Below are 24839 nucleotides of genomic sequence, written 5' to 3' on the forward strand. Positions count from 1 at the left end.
GCCGGTCCGTCGGACCGGCACCGCGCCTCCAGGCCGTTGCGGCTGCACGCGAGCCGATGCGCAAGGCCGGAGCCGATCTGCGAGACGCCCGCTCGACGACGAGACGCCCCCGGATCCGGAGGCGTCTCGTCGTGATCGGTGCGTCTCGCGTCGACGCCGGCGTCTCGAGGGGGATGCGATCAGGCTGCGGGGGCGGCGCCGACCCAGTCGGCGAGCTTCTGCGCGGCGTCGCCCGAGTCGACGGCCTGGGCGGCGACCGCGAGCTGCTCGCGGAAGCGCTGCAGGATCGGCCGGTCCGCCTGCTCGGGGTCCTCGGCGAGACGGAAGGACACCAGCCCGGCGGCGGCGTTCAGCAGCACGATGTCGCGGACCGCTCCGGTCTCCCCCGCGAGCACGCGGTGCACCACGGCCGCGTTGTGCTCGGGGTCGCCGCCGAGCAGGTCCTCCGTGCGGGCGCGGGCGATGCCGAGGTCGCGCGGGTCGAGGTCGTGCTCGATGACCCGGCCGCCGGTGACCTCCCAGATGTGCGAGTGCCCGGTCGTCGTGAGCTCGTCCAGTCCGTCGTCACCGCGGAACACCAGCGCCGTCGCGCCCCGGGTCTGGAACACGCCCGTGATGATCGGGACGAGCTCGAGCTGTGCCACGCCCACGGCGTTCGCCTCGCACCGCGCGGGGTTCACCAGGGGACCGAGGAAGTTGAAGACCGTCGGGACGCCGATCTCGCGCCGGACCGGGGCGGCGTGGGCGAAGCCGGGGTGGAAGGCGCTCGCGAACGCGAAGGTCAGACCGACACGCCGGAAGGTGTCCGCGACACGCGCGGCGTCCATCGTCAGGTCGAGGCCGAGCGCCGCGAGGACGTCGCTCGAGCCCGACTTCGACGAGCTCGCGCGGTTGCCGTGCTTCACGACCGGCACACCCGCGGCAGCGATGACGATCGCCGCCATCGTCGAGACGTTCACGGTGCCGACGACGTCGCCGCCGGTGCCGACGATGTCGAGCGCCATCGGGTCGACGTCCAGCGGGACGGCGGCGTCGAGGATCGCGTCACGGAAGCCGACGACCTCGTCGACGGTCTCGCCCTTCGCCCGGAGCGCCACCGCGAAGGCGGCGATCTGGGCGGCGGTCGCGCGTCCCTGGACGATCTCCTCCATGGCCCACGTGGACTGCCTGATCGAGAGGTCCTCGTGCGCCATGAGCGCGCTGATGACTGCAGGCCAGGAGAGTGTGAGGGACATGGCTCGATGGTACTGAGTTCGAACGACCCGCCAGTGTCCTGCGAAAACACTGTCAGTGGTTTCGGCCATAATGGAGGACGTGACTAGCACCCCTCTCTCCAGATCCGCCAGCGGTCCGGTCCTGAACAGGCCGAACGCCGTTGCCGTGGGGACGATCGTGTGGCTGGGCAGCGAGGTCATGTTCTTCGCCGGCCTGTTCGCGATCTACTTCACGCTGCGCAGCACCTCGCCCGAGCTCTGGGCGACCGAGACCGCCAAGCTCGAGGTGCCGTTCGCCTCGGTGAACACGATCATCCTGGTGCTGTCCAGCTTCGCCTGCCAGTTCGCGGTGTTCGCCGCGGAGCGCTTCCAGGTGCACCGCACGAGCTGGAACCCCAAGGACTGGGGCATGACGGAGTGGTTCTTCGTCACGTACTGCATGGGCGCGATCTTCGTCTGCGGCCAGATCTTCGAGTACGCGAACCTCTGGCACGAGGGCGTGACGCTCTCGTCGAGCGCCTACGGTTCCGCGTTCTACATGACCACCGGCTTCCACGGCCTGCACGTCACGGGTGGTCTCATCGCCTTCCTCCTCACCCTCGGCCGCGGCTTCGCCGCCAAGAACTTCGGGCACAAGGAGGCGACCACCGCGATCGTCGTGTCGTACTACTGGCACTTCGTCGACGTGGTCTGGATCGGCCTCTTCGCTGTCATCTACCTTCTCAAGTAGGAACTGGACACCCCCCACCGCATGTTCACCAGAAGCAAGTCCAAGAAGGGCCGCCGTTCCCCGATGGCGACCGTCTCGCTCATCGTCGTCGGTCTCATGACCACCGGCGGTGCGTACGCGCTGTTCAGCTCGACGGCGAACGCCGACGACAGCACCACCTCCGCGGTGTCCAGCCAGTCCAAGGTCAACGAGGGCGAGAAGCTCTTCGCCTCGAACTGCGCCACCTGCCACGGCCTCGACGCCCAGGGCACCAGCGAGGGTCCGTCCCTCATCGGTGTCGGCGCCGCGTCGGTCGACTTCCAGGTCGGTACCGGCCGCATGCCGATGGCCGCACAGGGCCCCCAGGCCGAGGAGAAGCCCGCCCAGTTCACGGACGAGCAGATCGACGCCATGGGTGCCTACGTGGCATCGCTCGGCCCCGGCCCGTCGGTCCCCTCCTCGTCCCTGACGGACGGCAAGGGTGACGCTGCCGAAGGCGCCGAGCTCTTCCGCATCAACTGCGCCATGTGCCACAACGTGGCCGGCGCCGGCGGTGCGCTGACCGAGGGCAAGTACGCCCCGAACCTGCAGACGGTCTCCGGCAAGCACATCTACGAGGCCATGGTCACGGGCCCGCAGAACATGCCGGTCTTCAACGACCTGAACCTGACGCCGGAGCAGAAGGCCGACATCATCACGTACCTGAAGTACGTGCAGGACAACAAGTCGCCCGGTGGGTTCGCCCTCGGCTCCCTCGGCCCGGTGGCAGAGGGTCTGTTCATCTGGATCTTCGGACTCGGCGCGGTCGTCGCGATGACCGTCTGGCTGACCGCGAAGTCCAACTGATCGTCCGTGTCGAACGACACTGAAGGGAACACCATGGCAGAGCACGACGACGAGGCACTGAACTCGTCCTCGGCTGTCGAGAAGCACGGCGCGACCAGCACGTCGGCCGGGACCGCTGTCGTCCCCGCGGACCCGTTCGAGAACCCGGGTGAGCCGCCGCACCGCGCGCGCCGCACCGACGTCGACCCGAAGAAGCAGCGCCTGGCCGAGCGTCAGGTCGCCACGTTCTTCTACCTGTCCATCGTGGGCAGCGTCCTCGCGATCGCGGCGTACATCGCCTTCCCGATCGACCCCGAGGACTTCGGCACCGTCCGCGCCGGCAACCTCTGGCTCGGGCTGGCGATCGCCCTGGCCCTCCTCGCGCTGGGCCTCGGCGCCGTCTACTGGTCCAAGTCGCTCGTGGTGGACCGCGAGATCACGGAGATGCGCCACAGCACCCGTGGGACCGACGCGACCCGCGCCAAGGCGGTCGAGGCGTTCCAGCTCGCCGACAAGGAGTCCGGCTTCAGCCGTCGCAAGCTGATCCGCAACTCGATGATCGGCGCCCTGGTGGCCTTCCCGCTGCCCGGCGTCGTCCTCGTTCGCGACTTCGCCCCGGCGGAGGACCCGAACGAGCTCCTGCGCCACACCTTCTGGAAGTCCGGCATGCGCCTGACGAAGGACCCGACGGGTCTGCCGATCAAGGCGTCCGACGTCACCATCGGCTCGGTCTTCCACGTCATCCCGGACGGCATGCTCGACTCCGAGCACATGCTCGAGGAGAAGGCCAAGGCCTCCGTCCTCCTCATGCGTCTCGACCCGAAGGACCTCAACCCCGCCAAGGGGCACGAGGACTGGGGCTACGACGGCATCGTCGCCTACTCCAAGATCTGCACCCACGTCGGGTGCCCGGTCGCGCTCTACGAGCAGCAGACGCACCACCTGCTGTGCCCGTGCCACCAGTCGACGTTCGACGTCTCGAACAACTGCGAGGTCATCTTCGGCCCGGCTGCACGTCCCCTCCCCCAACTTCCGATCGCGATCGACGACGACGGCTACCTGGTTGCGCAGAGCGACTTCCACGAGCCGGTCGGACCGTCCTTCTGGGAGCGTGAACGCTGATGACCAGCACCACCACCACGAGCGCGCCGACCACGGCCACCCGGCCGGAGCCGACGCGTGGGTCCCGCTTCATCGGGGCCACCGCCAACTACATCGACGAGCGCACGAGCATCTCGGGCCTGGTGAAGGAGGTCGGGCGCAAGATCTTCCCCGACCACTGGAGCTTCATGCTCGGCGAGGTCGCGCTGTACAGCTTCGTCGTCGTCCTGCTCTCGGGGACGTTCCTGACGTTCTTCTTCCAGGCGTCGATGACCGAGGTCGTCTACAACGGCTCGTACGTCCCGCTCAAGGGCGTCGAGATGTCGACCGCACTGCAGTCCACCCTGAACATCTCGTTCGACATCCGCGGTGGTCTGTTCGTCCGGCAGATCCACCACTGGGCGGCCCTGCTGTTCGTCGCCTCGGTGATGCTGCACATGGCCCGCGTGTTCTTCACCGGCGCCTTCCGCAAGCCCCGTGAGCTCAACTGGGTCTTCGGCTTCGTGCTGTGGATCCTGGCCATGGCCGAGGGCTTCACCGGCTACTCGCTTCCCGACGACCTGCTCTCCGGCAACGGTCTGCGCATCATCGTCGGCATGATCGAGGGCGTCCCGGTGATCGGCGTCTGGATCGCCTACCTGCTGTTCGGCGGCGAGTTCCCGGGCACCGACATCGTCGGCCGCCTCTACACGCTGCACATCCTGCTGCTGCCGGCGATCCTGGTCGCGGTGCTCGGCGTGCACCTCGTGCTCGTCGTCATCAACAAGCACACGCAGTTCGCGGGCCCGGGCAAGACCAACGACAACGTCGTGGGCGTCCCGATCCTCCCGGCGTTCGCCGCGAAGGCCGGTGGCTTCTTCTTCATCGTCGCGGGCATCCTGGCCCTCATCGCGTCGCTGTTCACGATCAACCCGATCTGGAACTACGGCCCGTACGACCCGTCCCCCGTGTCCGCCGGTACTCAGCCCGACTGGTACATCGGCTTCGCGGACGGCGCGCTCCGTCTGGTGCCGCCGCACTGGGAGGTCGTGTGGTTCGGCTACACGGTGTCGTTCAACATCCTCGTGCCGATCGCCGTCCTCATGGCGCTCATCGTCGCGATGTTCGCCTACCCGTTCCTCGAGGCGTGGGTCACGGGCGACAAGCGTGAGCACCACTTGGCCGACCGTCCGCGCAACGCCCCGACCCGCACCGCCTTCGGTGCCGCGGGCATCACGCTCTACGCGTCGCTCTGGGCTGCCGCCTCGTCCGACATCATCGCCACCCACTTCATGGTGTCGATCGAGCACGTGATCCACGTCATCCAGGCCACGACGGTCCTCGGCCCGTTCGTCGCCTTCTGGATCACGAAGCGCGTCTGCCTCGCGCTGCAGAAGAAGGACCGCGAGATCGTCCTGCACGGCTACGAGTCGGGCCGCATCGTCCGACTGCCGCACGGCGAGTACATCGAGGTCCACGAGCAGCTCGACGAGTACGAGCGTTGGAAGCTCCTGCAGTTCAACGAGTACAAGCCGCTCATGGTCCGTCCGGACGCCAAGGGCCGGATCACCGGTGTCCAGAAGGTCCGTGCGAACCTGTCACGCTTCTTCTTCGAGGACCGCATCGCGCCGGTCACGAAGGCGGAACTCGAGGCAGCGCACGCGGCGCACCACGGCCCGGAGCTGGAGGCCGACCACCAGGCGCCGGCGCTCGGCGCCGGCAACCACTAGGCTTTTCGGCAACAACGACGGGACCCCCCGACCACCTCGTGGTCGGGGGGTCCCGTCGTTCGCCTCGACTTCATCAAGACCCACTCCCGGTTCACCTCGGATTCAGAGTGGCGTGGTGGACTCATCGAGAACGGTGTGGCAACGTGTTGCACCACGCATCCGCCAACGGAACGAGAGACCGATGGACAGCCGGACGGCCGAACACCCCAGGCCGAACCACTTCCTCCTCCACCTCAGCGACACCCACCTCGTGGCGGGTGACGGCGCGCTCTACGGCGACGTCGACTCCGCAGCACGACTCTCGGCGATCATCGCCGACATCGAGGCCTCCGGCACCCGCCCGGAGGCCATCGTCGTCACCGGTGACGTCGCCGACAAGGGCGAGCCCGGCGCGTACGCGAGGATCCGCGACATCGTCGAACCCGCAGCGCGCCGCATCGGTGCACAGGTCATCTGGGCCATGGGCAACCACGACGAGCGCGGTGCCTTCCGGCAGGAGCTCTTCGGGCTCCAGCCGACCGACCGCCCGGTCGACTTCGTCTACGACGTGAACGGCTTGCGCGTCATCACCCTGGACACCAGCGTGCCCGGTGCGCACCACGGGGAGGTCTCCCCCGCGCAGCTCGACTGGCTCGCCGAGGTCCTGTCCGAGGCAGCGCCGCACGGGACGATCCTCGCGATGCACCACCCGCCCGTGCCGAGTGTGCAGGACCTCGCGGTCCTCGTCGAGCTCCGCGACCAGGCAGCCCTGGCCGAGGTGGTCGAGGGTTCGGACGTCATCTCGATCATCGCGGGACACCTGCACTACTCCACGAGCGCCGTGTTCGCCGGCGTCCCCGTGTCGGTGGCGAGTGCGACGTGCTACACCCAGGACCTCACCGAGTACCAGGGCGGGACCCGAGGGCAGGACGGCGCGCAGTCGTTCAACCTTGTGCACGTCTACGGGAACAACGTCGTGCACTCGGTCGTGCCGATCGGGCACTACTCGACGGTCGGTGAGCCCGTGTCAGCGGAGCAGACCGAGGCCCGACTCGCCGCAGCCGGGGTCACGATCGCTCCCGCGGTCGAGCCGGCCCCGGTCACCGCGAGCATCCCGGTGTTCACCCTGGACACGGTCCCCACCTCACCGATCCGCCGCTGAGGCGCTGGCCGCCGCCTGCTCGGAGCACCAGCGGGCGGCTCGTGGTCGCACGACGTGCCGCCCGCGCGCGTGCGCCCCTGGTCGCACGGCGTGCAGCCCGCGCGCGTTCTGGTCGCGCGACGCGTGCCGCCAGCGGTCGCTCCGGTCGCACGACGTGCCGCCAGCGGTCGCTCCGGTCGCACGACGTGCCGCCGGAGTCGAAGGTGAGCGGCAGGTCGTGCGACGAGAAACCCGGGCCCAGCGGAGCCGACAGGACCCTGGCACGCCCTAGGCGCCGGGCTTCTCCCACGGCGCCGGGAACGGGAAGTACTTCTCGAGGAAGTCCGTCACGCGCCGGGTGCGCTCCTCGTCCGAGACCTCCGGGAAGCTCCCGTCGTTCAGGCAGAAGAAGTCGACGTTGCGCTTCTTGAGCAGCTCGTCGAGAGCCTTGAGTCCGGACTGCATCGTCGTGTCGACGTACCGCACCGGAGCGTTCTCCTGCACGATCGCCCGACCGGTGAGCAGCGCGTAGTAGTGGTACAGCGAGTTCGTCACCGAGATGTTCTCCGCCGCCCGGAACCGCGAGGCGGCCGTGGCGCGGAACTCGGCCGCGAACTCGTGCTCCATCTCGGTCATGATCGAGGCGCGCAACGGCGTGGGCGCGTGCTCGAGGTGCCGGGTCGTCACCGCCCCGAAGCGCTGCTGCAGCAGACGGCGGTTCACCCGGGCGGAGTTCTCGAACCCGCTGCGGGCGGGGTTGTTCGAGCCGAGGCCGATGCGGGTGGTCGCGAGGATGAACTTCGACACCGAACCCGGGCTGAAGAACACCGACGGCTCGACCAGGCGCCCGAAGAACATGTCGTCGTTCGAGTAGATGAAGTGCTCGCTGATGCCCGGGATGTGGTGCAGCTGGGACTCGACGGCCTGCGAGTTGTGGGTCGGGAGCACCGAGGGGTCCGCGAAGAACTCCTCGCTCCGGACGATCCGCACCTTGGGGTGGTCGGCGAGCCACGCGGGTGCCGGGGAGTCGGTGGCGATGTAGATCTGTCGGATCCACGGCGCGAAGGTGTGCACCGAGCGCAGCGCGTACTTCAGCTCGTCGATCTGCCGGAAGCGTGCGGGTGCGTCGTCGCCCTCCCCCAGCACGGCGTTCGCCTGGGCGGCCTGGCGGGCACGCTGGTACTCGATCGCGTTGCCGTCGACCCACGAGAAGACGATGTCGATCGGGAAGCGGATGTCCGAGACGTGGTCGTCGAACATGTGCTCCACCGTCCGCCAGGTGCGGCCGTAGCGCTCGATGTCGACGAGCACGAACTCGTCGATCGGCAGACTCCGACGCATCAGGGCGTTCTCGACGGGAGCGAGCACCTCGGTGTCGGTGACGCGCCAGAACTCCAGCTGGACGCTCGTCTCGGCTCCGTAGCGGAGCCGCCCCATGGGTTCGAGCCGCGGTCGGAAGACGCGCAGTACCGGCTCGTCCAGCGATCCGAGGCCGTCGTCGAGGACGAGCACGGCAGGCTCCCCCGGCGGCTTCGCGTAGAACGGCTCGTTGGCTGCGGCGGCCATGATCGCGCTCTCGGCGCGCTGCCGGTCGCGCTCGTCGACGGCGATCACCGGCCGTCGGTCGTTGCCGCGGATGAGCAGGTGGTCGACGTCACCGGCGGTGAGTGCGTCGTCGAGGAACAACAGGTCCTCGATCATGGACTGCTGGGGCGTGAGGTGCCCGTTGACCAGGGTCAGGCGTCCCTTGCGGACGACGACGTCAGGTCGGTCGAGACCGCCGGAGGACGGTCGAGGGTTCAGCAGAGGACTCTCGGTCGCCGGCTCGGTCTCGTGGCTCATCCATGCCCTTCGCATCAAGTGGTCCGGGCCCTGTGCCCGGCTCCTGTGATCCTACCGTCCGGCGACGGGACGGGAGCGCGCGGGACCCGCGGCTGCCCGGTGCGAGCCGCGTGCGTGCCGGTCGCGTCGGTACCGGTCGCGTCAGGCGGACGGACGGGAGGCGCGCCCCGCGTCCGTCCCGCGCCGTACCTTGACGGCGATCCCCACCACGATGAACGCGGCCGCCGCGACGAGCTGCAGGCCCGCCCAGACCTGCCCGGGGATCGGCACGACGACGACCGGGTTCCAGCACACCGCGATCGCGGCGGTGAGGGCCACCGCCCACCAGGCGCGGCCGCGGAACGCGAAGACGAGCACGATGAGAGCGAGCACCGTCACGCCCCACCGGACGAACACGAACCCGGAGGAGTCGATGACGGCCACGAAGGCGATGAGCACCACGGCCGCGAGCAGGCCGGGGGCGAGAGCGGGACGGGTGAAGGGCGGCGTACCGTCGGCTGTCGACCGCGCGGTCTCCGAGCGGCGACCGGCCGGGCGCCCGGTGGGCACCCCCTGCAGCGACGATCCCGCCGGGGGCCGACCCTTCCGTGCCATCAGGCGCCGGCCTCCTCGAGGTCGATGGCCTGGATCGGACGGGACATCGGCGGGAGGCCGCGGACGCGCTCGAGCGCCGGGACGAGCTCGTCCACGACGGCGCGGTAGCCGTCGGCGTTCAGGTGCAGGCCGTCCTCGGTGTAGCGCTCGGCCAGATGGTCGTCCTCGGCAAGCGCGGGCCAGAGGTCGAGGTACTGGGCGTGGCAGGTCGCGACGAACTGACGGAGGTGCCGGTTCGCCTCCTCGATCTTCGCGCACCAGTCGGCCTGGCGGGGCAGGATCGACACGAGCAGCAGCCGGACGCCCGGGAGCTCACGGCGGAGGGTCACGAGGATCGACTCGACCCCGCGGACCACGTGCTCGACGCTCGACCGGTGGTTGCCGAAGTCGTTCGTGCCGATCAGCAGCACGATGACCTCGGGCTGCTCGGCGATCACGGCGTCGAGTCGGGCGAGCACACCGTCGGTCGTGTCGCCGCCGACACCCTTGTTGCTCGTGCGCTCCCCCGGGAGCCACTGGTCCCAGGACCCCTGCTCGGTGATGCTGTCGCCCAGGAACAGGACGGTGGGGTGTTCGGTGCTCATGCTGCCTCCTCGTGGACCGGTTCCTGCGCCCCATTCTGCTGGGTCCAGTTCCGGCCCGTCGACTCCGTGTGCTGCGACTCGCGCTCCGCCGCCGCCGTGATGCGTTCGACCATGCCGGGGAAGATGATCCCGTGGAACGGCAGGATCCCGTACCAGTACAGGCGTCCGGGAAGCCCCTGCGGGAAGTAGATCGCCCGCTGGTGGTAGTCGCTGCCGCCGTCGTCGCTCGGGGACACCCGCATCTCGAGCCAGGCGCGGCCCGGCGACTTGAACTCCGCTCGGAGCCGTAGGTAGCGTCCCCGCTCGAGCCGTTCCACCCGCCACCAGTCCAGCGCGTCGCCCTGCTCGAGGCGGTGTGGGTCCCGGCGGCCGCGGTTCAGCCCGACCCCGCCGGCGACCTTGTCCATCCAACCGCGCGCGACCCAGGCGAGGGGGAACGAGTACCAGCCGTTCTCGCCGCCGATCGACTCGACGACGCGCCAGACGTCCTCGGCACTCGCGCTCGAGTGGCGCTTCCGGTCGTCGACGTAGACGGTGTGCCCGGCCCACTCGGGGTCGCTCGGCAGCGGGTCCGCCGGGGTCGCGGTGAGCGTGGCGCTCCGCCAGCTCGTCTCCACCTCGCCCTTGCGCATCTTCGTCAGGGCGAGCCGGACGGCACGACGGTACGAGGTCAGTCCGCCCTCCGGACGCGGCACGACCTCGTCGATGTCGTGCTCGCGCTGCACGCACTCGAACTGGAGCGACTCGATGATCGGGGTCGCGAGCTTCCGCGGGATCGGCGTGACGATGTTGAACCAGTGTGCCGACAGGCCGGGAGTCAGCACGGGCAGCACGGTGAAGCGCCGCTGGGGCAGCTTGGCCTCGACCGCGTAGCCGTTGAGCATCTGCCCGTACTTCAGGACGTCCGGGCCACCGATGTCGAACGTCCGGTTGACGTCGGCGGGGATGTCGAGCGCGGCGACCAGGTAGTACAGGACGTCGCGGACGGCGATCGGCTGGATGCGGTTGCGGACCCACCGGGGCGCGGGCATCCAGGGCAGCACGTCGGTCACGTGCCGGATCATCTCGAACGAGGTGCTCCCCGACCCGATGACGACGCCCGCCTGGTACGCGATGGTGGGGACGCCGGAGGCCAGGAGCACGTCCCCGACCTCCTTCCGGCTCCGGAGGTGCTTCGACAGCTCGCCGTCCGGGTGCAGCCCGCCCAGGTACACGAACCGCCGGACACCCGCGTCGCGCGCCTCGCGCGCCATCGTCTCGACGGCGTCCCGTTCGGCCTGCTCGAAGTCCCCGTCGGCACCCATGGCGTGCGCGAGGTAGTAGACGGCCTCGACGTCCTGGACGGCGCCCCGCACCGCGTCGGCGTCCTGCAGGTCGCCCTCCGCGACCTCGACGTCGTCGTGCCACGGGACGTCCTGGAGCTTCCGCGGCGTGCGGACGAAGACGCGGACGTCGTGTCCGGCCTCGAGGAGGCGGGGGACGAGACGCCCGCCGATGTACCCGGTCGCACCGGTGACGAGGACCTGCATGCAGGGCACGGTACGCGCGTCGCCTCCGGGTAGGCTTTCCGGGTGGACAACGCAGCGATCCCCGCACCCCAGCACCGGGCCGACCAGCACGACCTCGGCGCCGACGCCGTGCGCGCCCTCATCGACCACGCGATCCTCAAGCCCGAGTTGACCCGTGCCGACGTCGACGCCCAGCTCGACGAGGCCGCCGCCCACCGGGTCTTCAGCGTCTGCGTCCGACCGAGTGACGTCGCGCACGCCGTGGAGCGCCTGCAGGGCACCGGCGTCGGGGTCGGCACCGTCATCGGCTTCCCGCACGGCACCACCACCACCGCCGCCAAGGTCGCGGAGTCGCTGCAGGCCCTGGCCGACGGTGCGTTCGAGCTCGACATGGTGCAGAACATTGGCGCGGCGCGGTCCGGCGACTGGGAGCGCGTCGAGCAGGACGTCCGCGCGGTCGTCGACGCGGCAGGCGACACCGTCGTCAAGGTCATCCTCGAGACCGCGTTCCTGACCGACGACGAGATCGTCACCGCGTCCCGGGCCGCCCAGCGCGCGGGTGCCGCCTTCGTCAAGACCTCGACCGGGTTCGCCGGCGGCGGTGCGACGGCCGAGCACATCCGGCTGATGCGCGAGACCGTCGGCCCCGACACCGGCGTCAAGGCGTCCGGCGGCGTGCGCGGGCTCGACACGCTGCTCGAGATGGTCCAGGCGGGCGCCGACCGGTTCGGCACGAGTGCGTCGGCACGCATCCTCGACGAGGTCGCGCACCGCGCCGAGACCGGTTCCGCATCCGCACTCGGCGACGACAGCTCCTCCTACTGACGCCTCCTCCTCCTGACGATCCCGCCGTCCGCTCCTCCGGACGACAGGACCCTGACAGCACCACCCGGACCACACCACCCGACCCGCCCGCGGCCGGACCGACACCACCCGACCCGACCACACCGCCCGGGCCGGCTCGCACCGACGTGAGGTCGCGTCGTCACGGCGAGTCGAGCCTCCAGACCGCCGCATCGGAGCGCGCATGTCCAGCACCGCAGCCCAGTCCCCCTCTCCCGCGATCGCGCTGGCCGTCGATCTCGGCGGCACCAAGGTCGAGGCGGCCCTCGTCTCCGACCAGGGCGTCGTCCTGCCGGGCACCCGGCACCGCCAGCCGACCGGACCCTTGCGGAGCGCGGAGGAGCTGCAGGCGGCGGTCGACCAGGTCGTGACGGCGACGCTCGCGACCCTGCCGGCGGACGCACGGCTCGTCGGGGTGGGTGTGGGTGCCGCCGGACCGGTCGACGAGGAGCACGGGCTGGTCTCCCCCCTCAACATGCCGGTGTGGCGCGGGTGGCCGCTCCGCGACAACATCGCGTCCCTCGTCCCCGAGGGCATCCCGGTCACGCTCCGGATGGACGGTCTCGCGATCACCCTGGCCGAGCACTGGGTCGGCGCAGCGCAGGGGTCGGACCACGTCATGGGCATGATCGTGTCCACCGGCGTCGGCGGCGGGCTGATCCTGCACGGGCGCACCGTGAGCGGCCCGACCGGCAACGCGGGCCACATCGGACACGTCGAGTGCGGCGGGTTCGACGACCCGTGCGCCTGCGGCGGGACCGGGTGCCTCGAGGCGGTGGCCAGCGGGCCGAAGACCGTCGCGTGGGCGCAGCGGCAGGGGTTCGCCGGGAGCACCGGGGAGGAGCTCTCCGCGGCCTACGCCGCCGGTGACGAGATCGCGGTGGCCGCGGTCCGACGGAGCGGTCGCGCGCTGGGGCAGGCGATCGCTGCGGCCACGAGCCTGGTGGACCTCGAGGTCGTGGCGATCGGCGGCGGCTTCTCGCACGTCACGCCCGACCTGTTCGAGTACGCCCGCGAGGCCGTGGCCGAGCGGGTCGAGTTCGGCTTCGTCACGAAGGTGCGGATCGTCCCCACCGGGCTGTCCCAGGACGGACCGCTCATCGGGGCCGCGGCGCTGGTGCACCGCGCCGACGTGCTGCGCTGACGCCGGGACGTGTCGCGCTGCTCTCCACAGGGCTGACCGCCACCGCCGTCCGTCCGGCAGGATGAGCGGGTGCCGACGCCTCGCCTGCTGACCAGCGACGACTGGCCGGAGGCAGAGCTGCGGGCCGCCGTCCTGGCGGGTGAGCTCGTCCCCGTCGGGTGGTGCTGGGCCTCCCCCGCTGAGCCGCAGACGCCCGGGCTGCGCGCCGCCGCGCACGCGTGGCGCGTGCCCGACGTCCGGCTGGTGGCCAGCGGTCGGTCCGCGGCCTGGATCTGGGGCGCCACCTCGCGGCCGCCGTCGCCCATCGAGGTGAGCGTTCCGCCGACCGTCCGACTGCGCGTCGACCCGGAGGTCCGACTGCGCGAGGTGCGCCTCCCCGTCGACGACACGGTGCGCCTGGGGCGTACCCGCGTCACCACCCCGGAGCGGACGGCGGTGGACCTGCTGCGCGCGCCGGGGCCCTTCGATGCGACCGCCCGCGACGCTCTCCGTGGGCTCGTCGCCATCGAGGCGGTCTCGACGGCCGACGTGCGCCGCCGACTCGACGCGCTCGGGACGATCCCGATGGTGCGCCAGGCGGCACGGCGACTCGACCGGGCGACGGCCGGGTGGTCCCCGTCCCCGACCGGCGGCCGGCCCTGACCGTGTGGTCGCCGACCGGCGTCAGCCCGCGCTGACCCGGTACACGTCGTAGACGGCGTCGATCCGGCGCACGGCGTTCAGCACCCGGTCGAGGTGCGTCGTGTCACCCATCTCGAAGACGAACCGACTGAGCGCCAGACGGTCGGACGACGTCGACACCGTCGCGGACAGGATGTTCACGTGGTGGTCGGTCAGCACGCGGGTGACGTCGCTGAGCAGCCCGGAGCGGTCGAGCGCCTCGATCTGGATCTGCACGAGGAACACCGACTTCGACGACGGGGCCCACTCGACCTCGATCATCCGGTCCGGCTCGTTCATCAGCGACTTGACGTTCGTGCACGACGCCTGGTGGACGGAGACGCCCTGGCCGCGGGTGATGAAGCCCACGATCTGGTCCCCCGGCACCGGCGTGCAGCACTTCGCGAGCTTCACCAGGATGTCCGGCGCCCCGCGCACGAGCACGCCGCTGTCGCTGTTGCGGAGCTGTCGGCTCGTGACCTGGCGTGGGAAGGCGAGTTCGGGCTCGTCCGTCTCGGTCTCGGCCTGGACGTTCCCGAGCACCTTCTCGATGACGGACTGCGTCGAGACGTGGCCCTCGCCCACGGCCGCGTACAGCGCGGAGACGTCGTCGTACCGCATCGATGAGGCGACCTCGGCGATGGAGTCCTGGCTCATGATGCGCTGCAGCGGCAGGTTCTGCTTGCGCATCGCGCGGGCGATCGCGTCGCGGCCCTGTTCGATCGCCTCTTCGCGGCGCTCCTTGGTGAACCACTGCTTGATCTTGTTGCGCGCCCGAGGGCTCCGCACGAAGGTCAGCCAGTCCTGGCTCGGGCCGGAGTCGGGGTTCTTCGACGTGAAGATCTCGACGACGTCGCCGCTCGACAGGGTGCTCTCGAGCGGGACGAGCCGCCCGTTCACCTTGGCACCCATCGTGCGGTGCCCGATCTCGGTGTGCACCGCGTACGCGAAGTCCACCGGGGTGGCACCGGCCGGCAGGCCGATGACCTTGCCCTGCGGGGTGAAGACGTACGTCTCCTTCGCGCCGATCTCGTAGCGCAGCGAGTCGAGGAACTCGCCCGGATCGCTCGTCTCGGCCTGCCAGTCGGTGATGTGGGCGAGCCACGCCATGTCCTGGTCGTCGGTGGTCGACGAGGCGTCGACGTCACGGCCCTGCGCACGCTGCTTGTACTTCCAGTGCGCCGCGACGCCGAACTCGGCGCGCTGGTGCATCTCGTGCGTGCGGATCTGGATCTCGACGGCCCGGCCCTGCGGCCCGAGCACGGTGGTGTGCAGGGACTGGTAGAGGTTGAACTTCGGCGTCGCGATGTAGTCCTTGAAGCGCCCGGGCAGCGGCGTCCACCGTGCGTGCACGGAGCCGAGCATCGCGTAGCAGTCGCGGACGGTCGGCACGAGGACCCGGATGCCGACCAGGTCGTAGATCTCGTCGAACTCGCGCCCGCGGACGATCATCTTCTGGTAGATCGAGTAGTACTGCTTCGGCCGGCCCATCACCTCGCCGCGCACCTTCGCGGCCTTCAGGTCCTTCTTGAGCGTGCCGATGACGTTCTGCACGAACTGCTCGCGCTTCGGCTGCCGTTCCTTGACCAGGCTGTCGATCTCGACGTAGAGCTTCGGGTGCAGGACCGCGAACGACAGGTCCTCGAGCTCCAGCTTGATCATCTGGATGCCGAGCCGGTGCGCCAGCGGCGCGTAGATCTCGAGCGTCTCCTTGGCCTTGCGCGTGGCCGAGGCGGACTCCACGAAGCCCCAGGTGCGCGCGTTGTGCAGGCGGTCGGCGAGCTTGATGACGAGGACGCGGATGTCCTTCGACATCGCGATGACCATCTTGCGGACGGTCTCGGCCTGCGCGCTGTCGCCGTACTTGACCTTGTCGAGCTTGGTCACGCCGTCGACGAGCATCGCGATCTCGTCGCCGAAGTCGGAGCGCAGCTGGTCGAGCTGGTAGTCGGTGTCCTCGACCGTGTCGTGCAGCAGGGCGGCGGCGATCGTGATCGTCCCGATCCCCAGGTCGGCGAGGATCTGCGCCACGGCGACCGGGTGCGTGATGTACGGCTCGCCCGACTTCCGCTTCTGCCCGTCGTGTGCGCGTTCGGCGACCGTGTACGCCCGCTCGATGAGCGTCACGTCGGCCTTGGGGTGGTGTGACCGGACGGTGCGGATCAGGGTGTCGACCGCCCCCGCGGGCTGCGCCCGCGAGAACAGGCGCGGCAGCAGCGACCGGAGGGATCCGAGGTTGCCGGTGGTCGTCGCGTTCAGCGGACTGGAGGGCCGTGGCGCGGAGCCGGGGCGGCTCGCGCTGGGCGTGGGCGCACCCTGGGGAGAGGACTCACGGGTGTCCGTCATGATGCGCCTCCTGCGACCGGTGTCCGGGTACCGTCTGGCAAGCCTACGCGCGTCCGGTCAGTGCTCGTGACGCGGTTCGCCCTGGGCGTCCTCGGCGCCGGCGGCCCGGACGACCGGCTGGCCCGCCTGCTCCCACGCGACCATGCCGCCGGTCAGGTTCACCGCCGGCACCCCCGACTGCTCGAGCGCGGCGACGACCCGGGCGGACCGGGCACCGGAGTGGCAGACGACGATCGCGGGCTGCTCGCCGCCGTCGATCTCCTGCCAGCGAGCGACGAGCTCGGACATCGGCACCAGGGTGGCCTCGGGCGCGTGGACCTCGTCCCACTCCCCCTGCTCGCGCACGTCGAACAGGCGCGCGCCCGCGTCGAGCCGCCGACGTGCTTCGACGACGTCGACGTCGTGCACCTCGACCGCCATCAGACGACCTCGGCCGCAGCGTCGACCTCGCGCTGGCGCTTCTCGGCCGCGCGCGTCTTCTTCGCGTCGGCCTCCTTGACCTTCGGCTCGTTCTCGCGGAGGTGGGCGTACATCGGCGACGCGATGAAGATCGTCGAGTAGGTGCCGACGATGATGCCGATGAAGAGCGCGAGCGAGATGTCGCGCAGCGTGCCGGCACCGAGCACGTACGACCCGATGAAGAGGATCGCGGCGACGGGCAGCAGCGCCACCACCGACGTGTTGATGGACCGCACGAGCGTCTGGTTGACGGCGAGGTTGACCGACTGCACGAAGGTGCGGTGCGACTCCTGCGAGGTGTTCTCGCGCACCTTGTCGAACACCACGACGGTGTCGTAGAGCGAGTAGCCGAGGATCGTGAGGAAGCCGATGACGGCCGCCGGCGTGACCTCGAGCCCGACGATGCCGTAGACGCCGGCGGTGATGAGCAGGTCGTGCAGCAGCGCGACCATGGCGGACACCGACATCTTCCACGTGCGGAAGTAGAGGGCCATCACGACGGCTGCCAGCGCGAGGAAGATGACCAAACCGCGGATCGCCTGCGCGAGGACGTCCGCACCCCAGGTGGCACCGATGTAGGTCGACGCGACCTGGTCCTCGGACACGCCGTAGGCCTGTGCCAGGGCGTCCTGCACCTCGGTCGTCTCACGGTCCGTCAGCTGCTCGGTCTGGACGCGGATGCCGTCCTGCCCGAGCTGCGAGACGCGCGGGATGCCCTCGGGGACGACCGACTCGACCGTGCGCGTGGCGATCGACTGGTCGAGGGTCTTCGCGTTCGAGATCGTGAACTCGGACCCGCCGGTGAACTCGATGCCGAGGTGGTAGCCGCCGCGGAGCCACGGCACCACGAGCGACACGACGATCGCGATCAGGGCGATGAGGTACCAGGTCTTGCGGCGCCCGACGATGTCGTAGGAGCGCTTCCCGGTGTAGAGGTCGCTGCCGAACTGGCTGAAGCTGGCCATCAGTCGTCCTTCCCGTCCGGCGTGGAGCCGTTGTCGCCGGAGGCCTGCTGGGCCTTCCGCTCTGCGATCGTCTGGCGGCGCTGGGCCTCGCCCGCGCTGCGCTGGCGCTTGCCGTCCACGACCGGCGCACGGAACTGCGCCCGGCCGCGGTAGACGGCGCCGAGGGCGGACGGGTCGAGTCCGCTGAACCTGTGCCCCTCGCCGAAGAACCGGCTGCGGGCGATGAGCTGCATCATCGGGTGGGTGAAGAGCACCACGACGACGACGTCGATCAGGGTCGTGAGGAGCAGCGTGAACGCGAAGCCCTTCACGTCGCTCACGGCGAGGATGTAGAGCACGACCGCCGCGAGGAAGTTGATCGAGTCGGACGCCAGGATCGTTCGGAGGGCGCGCTTCCACCCGGACTCCACCGCGCTCTCGAGCCCACGGCCGTCCCGGAGTTCGTCACGGATGCGCTCGAAGTACACGATGAAGGAGTCCGCGGTGATGCCGATGGCCACGATGAGCCCGGCGACACCCGCGAGCGACAGGCGGTAGTCGACCCGCCACGACATGATCGCGATCACGAGGTAGGTCAGCGCCGCTGCGACGCCGAGCGAGAGCACCGTCACGAAGGCCAGCGCTCGGTACTGGATGATCGAGTAGATCACGACGAGGATCAGGCCGATCAGGCCCGCGACGAGCCCGCCGACGAGCTGCGCGGTACCGAGGGTCGCCGAGATGTTCTCGTTCGACTGCACCTGGAAGTTGATCGGCAGGGCGCCGTACTTCAGCTGGTCCGCCAGGGTCTTCGACGACTCGGCGGTGAAGTTGCCGGTGATCTGGGCCTTGCCGTTCGTGATCGCCGCGTTCGAGGCGGGCGCCGTGATGACGGTGCCGTCGAGCACGATCGCGAACTGGTTCTGCGGCGAGGGGAGCTTGACGAGGCGGCTCGTGACGTCGCGGAAGTCCTCGGAGCTCTTGCCCGAGAACGTCAGGTTGACGGCCCACTGACCGGTGGTCGCGCCCTGGGAGTCGGTGGCGAGACCCGAGGTCGCGTTGCTGATGCCCGAACCGGAGACCTCGACGGGGCCGAGGATGTACTTGGCGGTGCCGTCCTGGTCGCACGTGACGAGCGGCTCGTCGTCGGGCGCCGTGGTGACGTCGTCCGGGGCCGCGCAGTTGTAGTTCGTGTACAGGTCCTGCAGGGCCGGCGTGACCTGCGACAGGTCGCTGCCGTTCGTCGGCTTCGTGCTCGGGGTCGCCTCGAGCGACGCGGGCGGCGAGTACGGCGTGGGCGACGCGGTCGCTCCGTCACCGCCGACGGCGGTGTTCGTCGCGGCCTCGGTGTAGAGCACCGGGCGGAAGGTGAGCTTGGCGGCCGCCTCGATGCGGTCGATCGTCGCCTTGTCCGGCTTGCCGGGGATGGACACGACGATGTTGTTCGTGCCCTGCGTGTTGATCTGCGACTCGGAGACGCCCGTCGCGTTGATGCGCTGGCGGATGATGTTGACCGCCTGGTTCAACTGCTGCGCGGTGACGGACCCACCCTCGGTGTTCTGCGCGGCGAGGGTGAGCTGCGTGCCGCCCTGCAGGTCGAGTGCCAGCTCCGGCACCCAGCTCGCACCGGCGAACCACTCGTTCGTGTCGTCCTTGCTGTTGGCCGCGAGCACCGACGCAGCGGTGTTCAGGCCGGCCAGGGCCGCCATGATGATCACCAACCAGGTGAGCGAGCGCAGCGCCTTCTTGACGGGTGTCGATCGTGCCACCGGTCGTCTCGTCTTTCTGTTCAGGACCGACGGCGACGCGGCCGGCGGCGGTGGGGGTCGCCCGGCCTGCTGACCCGGCGACCGAGGGCGTCAGTCTTCGGTCTTGCGCTTGGTCGGGTCGGTCTCGTCGACCCGCTCGCCGTAGACCGGGTCGCCGTCGAGCTCGGCGACCGGCTTCGGTGCCGCGGCGTCGTCCTCGGCCACGACCGTCGTCTCGACGTCGGAGGCGTTGTCGTCCACGACGCGCGAGAGCGTCTGGCGGTGGACGGTGACGACCGTGCCCGGCGCGATCTCGACGTCGGCGGTGACCTTCTCGTCGTCGACCGAGAGCAGCGTGCCGTACAGACCGAACGACAGCATGACGCGGGCGCCCGGGACCATCTTCGTCTGCAGGTCCGCCTGCTGCTTCTTGCGCTTGCGGCTGCTGTAGAACATGAAGGCGGCGAACGCGACGATGATGACGATGAGGAAGAGTGATTGGTCCATGGGGGCGTTGCCTTCTCTGGTTGCTCGGATCCAGCCGGAGCGGTCGTTGCTCGGCTTCGGGCCGTAGCAGTCTAGGGCACGGGCGTGTCCGTGATCGGGCAGCCACCTGAGCGTGGTCCCACGATGGTGCTGTCGGTCACTCAGAATACTGCATGTGAGATCAGTCGTCGAACAGCCCGGGCTGCCCGCCGATGCCCTCGCCCGGGGTGATCCCGAAGTGGCGCCAGGCCTGTGGCGTCGCGATCCGTCCTCGGGGCGTCCGGGTGACGAGTCCGACGCGGACCAGGAACGGTTCCACCACCGACTCGATGGTCTCGGACTCCTCGCCCACGGACACCGCGAGGGTGTTCAGGCCGACCGGACCGCCGTCGAACCGCGTGAGCATCGTCTCCACCACGGCGCGGTCGAGCCGGTCGAGCCCGAGCTCGTCGACGTCGTACAGGTCGAGTGCGCCCTGCACGGCTGCCATGCCGTCCGAGGTGCGGTGCACGAGGGCGTAGTCGCGCACACGGCGCAGCAGGCGGTTCGCGATGCGCGGGGTCCCGCGGGAGCGCCCGGCGATCTCGCGCAGCGCCGAGCGGTCGATCTGCAGCTCGAGCAGGTGCGCGGCACGGATGAGGACCTGTTCGAGCTCGTCCTTCTCGTAGAACTCGAGGTGGGCCGTGAAGCCGAACCGGTCGCGGAGCGGGTTCGGCAGGAGGCCCGCGCGGGTCGTCGCTCCGACCAGGGTGAACGGCGCGAGGTCGAGCGGGATGCTCGTCGCGCCGGCACCCTTGCCGACCATGACGTCGATGCGGAAGTCCTCCATCGCCAGGTAGAGCATCTCCTCCGCCGAGCGTGCCATGCGGTGGATCTCGTCGATGAACAGGACCTCGCCCGGCACCAGCGAGGACAGCACGGCGGCGAGGTCACCGGCGTGCTGGATCGCGGGGCCGCTCGACATCCGGAGCGGACGACCGGACTCATGCGCGACGATCATCGCGAGGGTGGTCTTGCCGAGCCCCGGCGGGCCGGCCATCAGGATGTGGTCGGGTGTGCGCTCCTGCAGCGCCGCGGCCTTGAGGAGCAGGTCGAGCTGGCCGCGGACCTTGCGCTGGCCGACGAACTCGTCGAGGGACTTCGGCCGCAGCGCGCCCTCGAACGCCAGTTCTTCCTGCGACTCGGCGCCGGCCGAGGTGATGCCGCTCACCGTCCGGCCCCGGCGGGACGGAGCGTGCCGAGCGCGGCGCGGAGCAGCGCCTGCGTGCCCATCGCCGCGGCGCCCGGGTCGTTCGTCACGACGGCGTCGACCGCGGACTGCGCGGCGTCCTCACGCCAGCCGAGCCCGACGAGCGCCGAGACGACGTCGACCGACGCGGGGTGCGCAGCCGTGCCCGTGCCGACCGCGGTCGTCGGGGCCTGCTCGAACGCGACGAGCTTGCCGGACAGGGCGACCGTGATGAGCTTCGCGGTCTTCGGGCCGATGCCGGACACCTTGCGGAAGGCCGCGTCGTCCTCGCTCGCGACGGCGTTCGCGATCTGCGCCGGGTCCATGTGGGCGAGGACGCCGAGCGCCGACTTCGGCCCGACGCCGGAGACGCTGCGGAGCAGGTCGAACACCTGGAGGGCGTCGGTCGACTCGAACCCGAAGAGCAGGTGCTCGTCCTCGCGCACGATCATCGCCGTGCGCAGGAACACCTCGGAGCCGTGGCGCATCGTCAGGGCGTGCGCGGGCGTCACCGTGACGGCGTACCCCACTCCCCCGACCTCGACCACGACGGCCGATCCGGAGACGTCGATGCAGGTTCCCCGGAGGCTCGCGATCATGCCCACGAGCCTAGGGCCGCCCACCGACGGAGCCGGACCGCCGCGCGGCGGCAGCGGCCCCCAGACGGGCCGCCGCGGCGCCACCGGCACCAGGGCGCGACGCCGCGGCCGCAGCGCGCGCCAGCGGCGAGTCCGCGGTCCCGGCCTGCGCGTCCCGCCAGGCCCGTTGTGCCGGCGTGAGCGTCGACGGGCCGGGGCCGACGCGGTCGGGTGATCCGAGCCTCCAGGCGTGGCAGACCGCCAGCGCGAGTGCGTCGGCGGCGTCGGCGGGCTTCGGTGCCTCGTCGAGGCCGAGCACCCGCGCGATCATCGTCTGCACCTGGCGCTTGTCGGCGTTGCCGTAGCCGGTGACGGCGGCCTTGACCTCGGACGGCGTGTGCAACCCGACCGGCAGGCCACGGGCGGCTGCGGCGTGCAGGGCCAGCCCCGCCGCCTGCGCGGTGCCCATGACCGTCCGCACGTTCGCCTGCGCGAAGACGCGCTCGACGGCCACCGCGTCGGGGCGGTGGTCGTCGATCTCGGCGGCGATCCCGTCGGCGATGCGCAGGAGCCGCTGCTCCAGCGCCATGTCCGCCGGCGTGCGCACGACCGTCACGTGGACGAGCCGTGCGCGCCGGTTCGGTGTGACCTCGACCACACCGACACCGCACCGGGTGAGCCCGGGGTCGACCCCGAGCACGCGGAGCACCGGACTAGTCCTCGTCCTCGTCGAGCTCGGCCTGGACGTCCGCGGGGATGTCGAAGTTGGCGTAGACGTTCTGCACGTCGTCGCTGTCCTCGAGTGCGTCGATCAGCTTGAAGACCTTGCGCGCCGTGTCGGCGTCGACGGGGACCTTCACGCCGGGCACGAACTCGGCGTCGGCGGAGTCGTAGTCGATCCCGGCGTCCTGCAGCGCGGTGCGGGCCGCGACGAGGTCGCTCGCCTCGGTGATGACCTCGAAGCCACCGCCCTGGTCGACGACGTCCTCGACACCCGCGTCGAGCACGGCCGTCATCACGGTGTCCTCGTCGAGGCCGTCGGTCTTCGTCACCGAGATGACGCCCTTGCGGGAGAAGTTGTAGGCGACGCTGCCCGGGTCGGCCATGGTGCCGCCGTTGCGGGACATCGCCGTGCGGACCTCGGCCGCAGCACGGTTCTTGTTGTCCGTGAGGCACTCGACGAGCATCGCGACGCCATTCGGGCCGTAGCCCTCGTACATGATCGTCGTGTACTCGATCGACTCACCGGTCAGACCGGCACCGCGCTTGATGGCGCGGTCGATGTTGTCGTTCGGCACCGAGGTCTTCTTGGCCTTCTGCACGGCGTCGACCAGCGTCGGGTTGCCCGACAGGTCCGCGCCGCCCATCTTCGCGGCCACCTCGATGTTCTTGATGAGCTTGGCGAACGACTTCGCACGGCGCTGGTCGATGACCGCCTTCTTGTGCTTGGTCGTTGCCCACTTGGAATGCCCGGACACGGTGCTCCTTGCGTCTAGCGGAAGATCCGCACCAGTCTACCGGCCGGGAGGCACGGATCACCGCCGCCTCGCGGGTCGCGTCCCGACGCGGTCCGCTCCACCATCCCCGCGGAACCTGGTTCCGGACACGGCACCACGAAGCAGCGCGGTTCCGTGTCCGGAACCTGGTTCCCTTCCGCGTCGTTGGAGCGGGGGCGATCAGGCGGAGCGGACGAGGTCGAGGAAGCGGCGGTGGAAACGGTCCTCCCCCGCGACCTCGGGGTGGAACGCACTGGCGAGGACGGTGCCCTGCTGCACCGCGACGACCTGTCCGTCGGCCAGGGCACCGAGCACCTCGACGCCGTCGCCGTGCTGCTCCACCACGGGTGCGCGGATGAACACCGCGTGCACCGGCGCCTCGCCCAGCGCCGGCATCGGGATGTCGGTCTCGAAGGAGTCGTTCTGGCTGCCGAACGCGTTGCGCCGCACGGTGGTGTCGAGCACGCCGAGCGTCTGCTGCCCCGGGATCCCCGCGGCGATCCGGGCGGACAGCATGATCATCCCGGCGCAGGTGCCGTACGCGGGGAGCCCGTCGCGGATCGCCGCGCTGAGCGGCTCGGCGACACCGAACGTCCGGGACAGCTTGTCCATGACGCTCGACTCACCGCCGGGGATCACGACGCCGTCGAGCGCGTCGATCTCCTCGGGCCGACGGAGCGGCACCACGTCGGCGCCGAGCTCCGTCAGCGACGCGATGTGCTCGCGGAAGTCGCCCTGCAGCGCGAGGACCCCGATGCGGGGTCGGGCGTTCACCAGCCGCGCTCGGCGAGGCGGTGCGGCGCGGGGACGTCGGCGACGTTGATGCCGACCATGGCCTCGCCCAGGCCGCGGGAGACCTCCGCGATGACCTTCGGGTCGTCGTGGAAGGTGACGGCCTTGACGATCGCCGCGGCACGCTTCGCCGGGTCGCCCGACTTGAAGATGCCGGAGCCGACGAACACGCCGTCCGCGCCGAGCTGCATCATCATCGCGGCGTCGGCCGGGGTCGCGACACCACCGGCGGTGAAGAGGACGACCGGGAGCTTGCCGGTCTGCGCGACCTCCTTCACGACGTCGAACGGTGCCTGGAGCTCCTTCGCCGCGACGTAGAGCTCGTCCTCCTTGAGGTACCGGAGCGCCGCGATCTCCTTCGAGATGGTGCGGATGTGCTTCGTGGCCTCGGACACGTCGCCGGTGCCGGCCTCGCCCTTGGAGCGGATCATGGCGGCGCCCTCGGTGATGCGTCGCAGGGCCTCGCCCAGGTTCGTGGCACCGCAGACGAAGGGCGTGGTGAAGTTCCACTTGTCGATGTGGTTGACGTAGTCGGCGGGCGACAGGACCTCGGACTCGTCGATGTAGTCGACGCCGAGCTCCTGCAGGACCTGGGCCTCGACGAAGTGGCCGATGCGGGCCTTCGCCATGACGGGGATCGAGACCGCGGCGATGATCTCCTCGATCATCGACGGGTCGGACATGCGGGCGACACCGCCCTGCGCGCGGATGTCGGCAGGGACGCGTTCGAGCGCCATGACGGCGGTCGCGCCGGCCTCTTCCGCGATGCGGGCCTGCTCGGCGTCGATGACGTCCATGATCACGCCACCCTTGAGCATCTCGGCGAGGCCGCGCTTGACGCGGTCGGAGCCGGTGATCGAGGTGCCGTTGGTGCCCGAGGTGCTGGTGCTGTCGCTCATGATGCCGACA

The 24839-nt window shown here is 70.2% G+C and carries 24 protein-coding genes; 8 read left to right on the forward strand and 16 right to left on the reverse strand.

Annotated features, from left to right (window positions below; genetic code table 11):
• Positions 1-179: 179 nt before the first annotated feature.
• A complete protein-coding gene (trpD, locus tag QUG98_RS11625) occupies positions 180-1235 on the reverse strand; it encodes an anthranilate phosphoribosyltransferase (protein WP_289470679.1) in 1056 nt (351 codons plus the stop codon).
• Between the two features lie 70 nt (positions 1236-1305).
• On the opposite strand from trpD, the gene ctaE reads away from it, so the two are divergent.
• The 5 genes from ctaE to QUG98_RS11650 all read left to right on the forward strand — a co-directional run bounded on the left by ctaE (position 1306) and on the right by QUG98_RS11650 (position 6699).
• A complete protein-coding gene (gene ctaE / locus QUG98_RS11630; RefSeq protein WP_058727853.1) occupies positions 1306-1944 on the forward strand; it encodes an aa3-type cytochrome oxidase subunit III in 639 nt (212 codons plus the stop codon).
• A 21-nt stretch (positions 1945-1965) separates the two neighbouring features.
• Entirely contained in the window at positions 1966-2769 is an 804-nt protein-coding gene (gene qcrC, locus QUG98_RS11635) for a cytochrome bc1 complex diheme cytochrome c subunit (protein WP_058727854.1), read from the forward strand.
• Between the two features lie 33 nt (positions 2770-2802).
• Positions 2803-3870 carry a cytochrome bc1 complex Rieske iron-sulfur subunit gene (gene qcrA, locus QUG98_RS11640; RefSeq protein WP_058727855.1) on the forward strand — a complete coding sequence of 356 codons (1068 nt, stop codon included), beginning with the start codon at positions 2803-2805 and terminating at the stop codon, positions 3868-3870.
• Positions 3870-5558 carry a cytochrome bc1 complex cytochrome b subunit gene (gene qcrB / locus QUG98_RS11645; RefSeq protein ID WP_289470680.1) on the forward strand — a complete coding sequence of 563 codons (1689 nt, stop codon included), beginning with the start codon at positions 3870-3872 and terminating at the stop codon, positions 5556-5558. Before qcrA ends, qcrB begins: the two co-directional genes overlap by 1 nt.
• A gap of 181 nt (positions 5559-5739) precedes the next feature.
• On the forward strand, positions 5740-6699 hold the full coding sequence (locus QUG98_RS11650) for a phosphodiesterase (RefSeq protein WP_289470682.1): 960 nt from the start codon (positions 5740-5742) through the stop codon (positions 6697-6699).
• A gap of 267 nt (positions 6700-6966) precedes the next feature.
• Here the strand turns inward: QUG98_RS11650 and QUG98_RS11655 are convergent, their stop codons facing one another.
• The 4 genes from QUG98_RS11655 to QUG98_RS11670 form a co-directional block, all read right to left on the reverse strand.
• Positions 6967-8520: a stealth conserved region 3 domain-containing protein gene (locus QUG98_RS11655; protein ID WP_289470683.1), complete on the reverse strand. Its 1554-nt coding sequence runs from the start codon at positions 8518-8520 to the stop codon at positions 6967-6969.
• A 141-nt stretch (positions 8521-8661) separates the two neighbouring features.
• Complete coding sequence (locus QUG98_RS11660) at positions 8662-9114, reverse strand: DUF6804 family protein (protein ID WP_289470684.1); 453 nt, start codon at positions 9112-9114, stop codon at positions 8662-8664.
• Entirely contained in the window at positions 9114-9698 is a 585-nt protein-coding gene (locus tag QUG98_RS11665; protein WP_289470685.1) for a GDSL-type esterase/lipase family protein, read from the reverse strand. Before QUG98_RS11665 ends, QUG98_RS11660 begins: the two co-directional genes overlap by 1 nt.
• Entirely contained in the window at positions 9695-11227 is a 1533-nt protein-coding gene (locus QUG98_RS11670; RefSeq protein WP_289470686.1) for an SDR family oxidoreductase, read from the reverse strand. Before QUG98_RS11670 ends, QUG98_RS11665 begins: the two co-directional genes overlap by 4 nt.
• Positions 11228-11269: 42 nt before the next feature.
• Here QUG98_RS11670 and deoC point away from each other — a divergent pair, with 42 nt between their 5' ends.
• From deoC to QUG98_RS11685, 3 genes are all read left to right on the forward strand, one after another.
• Positions 11270-12031, forward strand: a complete 762-nt coding sequence (gene deoC / locus QUG98_RS11675) for a deoxyribose-phosphate aldolase (RefSeq protein ID WP_434533440.1) — start codon at positions 11270-11272, stop codon at positions 12029-12031.
• A gap of 202 nt (positions 12032-12233) precedes the next feature.
• Positions 12234-13193, forward strand: a complete 960-nt coding sequence (locus tag QUG98_RS11680; RefSeq protein ID WP_289470687.1) for an ROK family protein — start codon at positions 12234-12236, stop codon at positions 13191-13193.
• A 69-nt stretch (positions 13194-13262) separates the two neighbouring features.
• On the forward strand, positions 13263-13835 hold the full coding sequence (locus QUG98_RS11685; RefSeq protein WP_289470688.1) for a type IV toxin-antitoxin system AbiEi family antitoxin: 573 nt from the start codon (positions 13263-13265) through the stop codon (positions 13833-13835).
• A gap of 21 nt (positions 13836-13856) precedes the next feature.
• Here the strand turns inward: QUG98_RS11685 and QUG98_RS11690 are convergent, their stop codons facing one another.
• The 11 genes from QUG98_RS11690 to pdxS all read right to left on the reverse strand — a co-directional run bounded on the left by QUG98_RS11690 (position 13857) and on the right by pdxS (position 24829).
• Positions 13857-16199, reverse strand: a complete 2343-nt coding sequence (locus tag QUG98_RS11690) for a RelA/SpoT family protein (protein ID WP_289470689.1) — start codon at positions 16197-16199, stop codon at positions 13857-13859.
• Positions 16200-16256: 57 nt separating this feature from the next.
• The gene (locus tag QUG98_RS11695; RefSeq protein WP_289470690.1) at positions 16257-16619 is read right to left on the reverse strand and encodes a rhodanese-like domain-containing protein; all 363 of its coding nucleotides are present in this window, start codon (positions 16617-16619) and stop codon (positions 16257-16259) included.
• Entirely contained in the window at positions 16619-17623 is a 1005-nt protein-coding gene (gene secF, locus QUG98_RS11700; RefSeq protein ID WP_289470691.1) for a protein translocase subunit SecF, read from the reverse strand. Before secF ends, QUG98_RS11695 begins: the two co-directional genes overlap by 1 nt.
• A complete protein-coding gene (gene secD / locus QUG98_RS11705; protein ID WP_289470692.1) occupies positions 17623-19371 on the reverse strand; it encodes a protein translocase subunit SecD in 1749 nt (582 codons plus the stop codon). Before secD ends, secF begins: the two co-directional genes overlap by 1 nt.
• Before the next feature lie 90 nt (positions 19372-19461).
• Positions 19462-19857 (reverse strand): preprotein translocase subunit YajC, encoded by a 396-nt coding sequence (locus QUG98_RS11710; protein ID WP_289470693.1) that lies wholly within the window; start codon positions 19855-19857, stop codon positions 19462-19464.
• Positions 19858-20017: 160 nt separating this feature from the next.
• Complete coding sequence (gene ruvB, locus QUG98_RS11715; protein WP_289470694.1) at positions 20018-21046, reverse strand: Holliday junction branch migration DNA helicase RuvB; 1029 nt, start codon at positions 21044-21046, stop codon at positions 20018-20020.
• Positions 21043-21663 (reverse strand): Holliday junction branch migration protein RuvA, encoded by a 621-nt coding sequence (gene ruvA / locus QUG98_RS11720; RefSeq protein WP_289470695.1) that lies wholly within the window; start codon positions 21661-21663, stop codon positions 21043-21045. The genes ruvB and ruvA overlap by 4 nt, the downstream gene beginning before the upstream one ends.
• 10 nt (positions 21664-21673) lie before the next feature.
• On the reverse strand, positions 21674-22351 hold the full coding sequence (gene ruvC, locus QUG98_RS11725; protein WP_289470696.1) for a crossover junction endodeoxyribonuclease RuvC: 678 nt from the start codon (positions 22349-22351) through the stop codon (positions 21674-21676).
• Between the two features lie 4 nt (positions 22352-22355).
• Positions 22356-23120 (reverse strand): YebC/PmpR family DNA-binding transcriptional regulator, encoded by a 765-nt coding sequence (locus QUG98_RS11730; RefSeq protein WP_066654289.1) that lies wholly within the window; start codon positions 23118-23120, stop codon positions 22356-22358.
• Between the two features lie 198 nt (positions 23121-23318).
• Positions 23319-23912 (reverse strand): pyridoxal 5'-phosphate synthase glutaminase subunit PdxT, encoded by a 594-nt coding sequence (gene pdxT / locus QUG98_RS11735; protein ID WP_289470697.1) that lies wholly within the window; start codon positions 23910-23912, stop codon positions 23319-23321.
• Positions 23909-24829 carry a pyridoxal 5'-phosphate synthase lyase subunit PdxS gene (gene pdxS, locus QUG98_RS11740; protein ID WP_058727871.1) on the reverse strand — a complete coding sequence of 307 codons (921 nt, stop codon included), beginning with the start codon at positions 24827-24829 and terminating at the stop codon, positions 23909-23911. The genes pdxT and pdxS overlap by 4 nt, the downstream gene beginning before the upstream one ends.
• Between the last annotated feature and the right edge of the window lie 10 nt (positions 24830-24839).

Origin of the sequence: Curtobacterium subtropicum (assembly GCF_030362975.1) — a bacterium.
Classification (GTDB): domain Bacteria; phylum Actinomycetota; class Actinomycetes; order Actinomycetales; family Microbacteriaceae; genus Curtobacterium; species Curtobacterium subtropicum.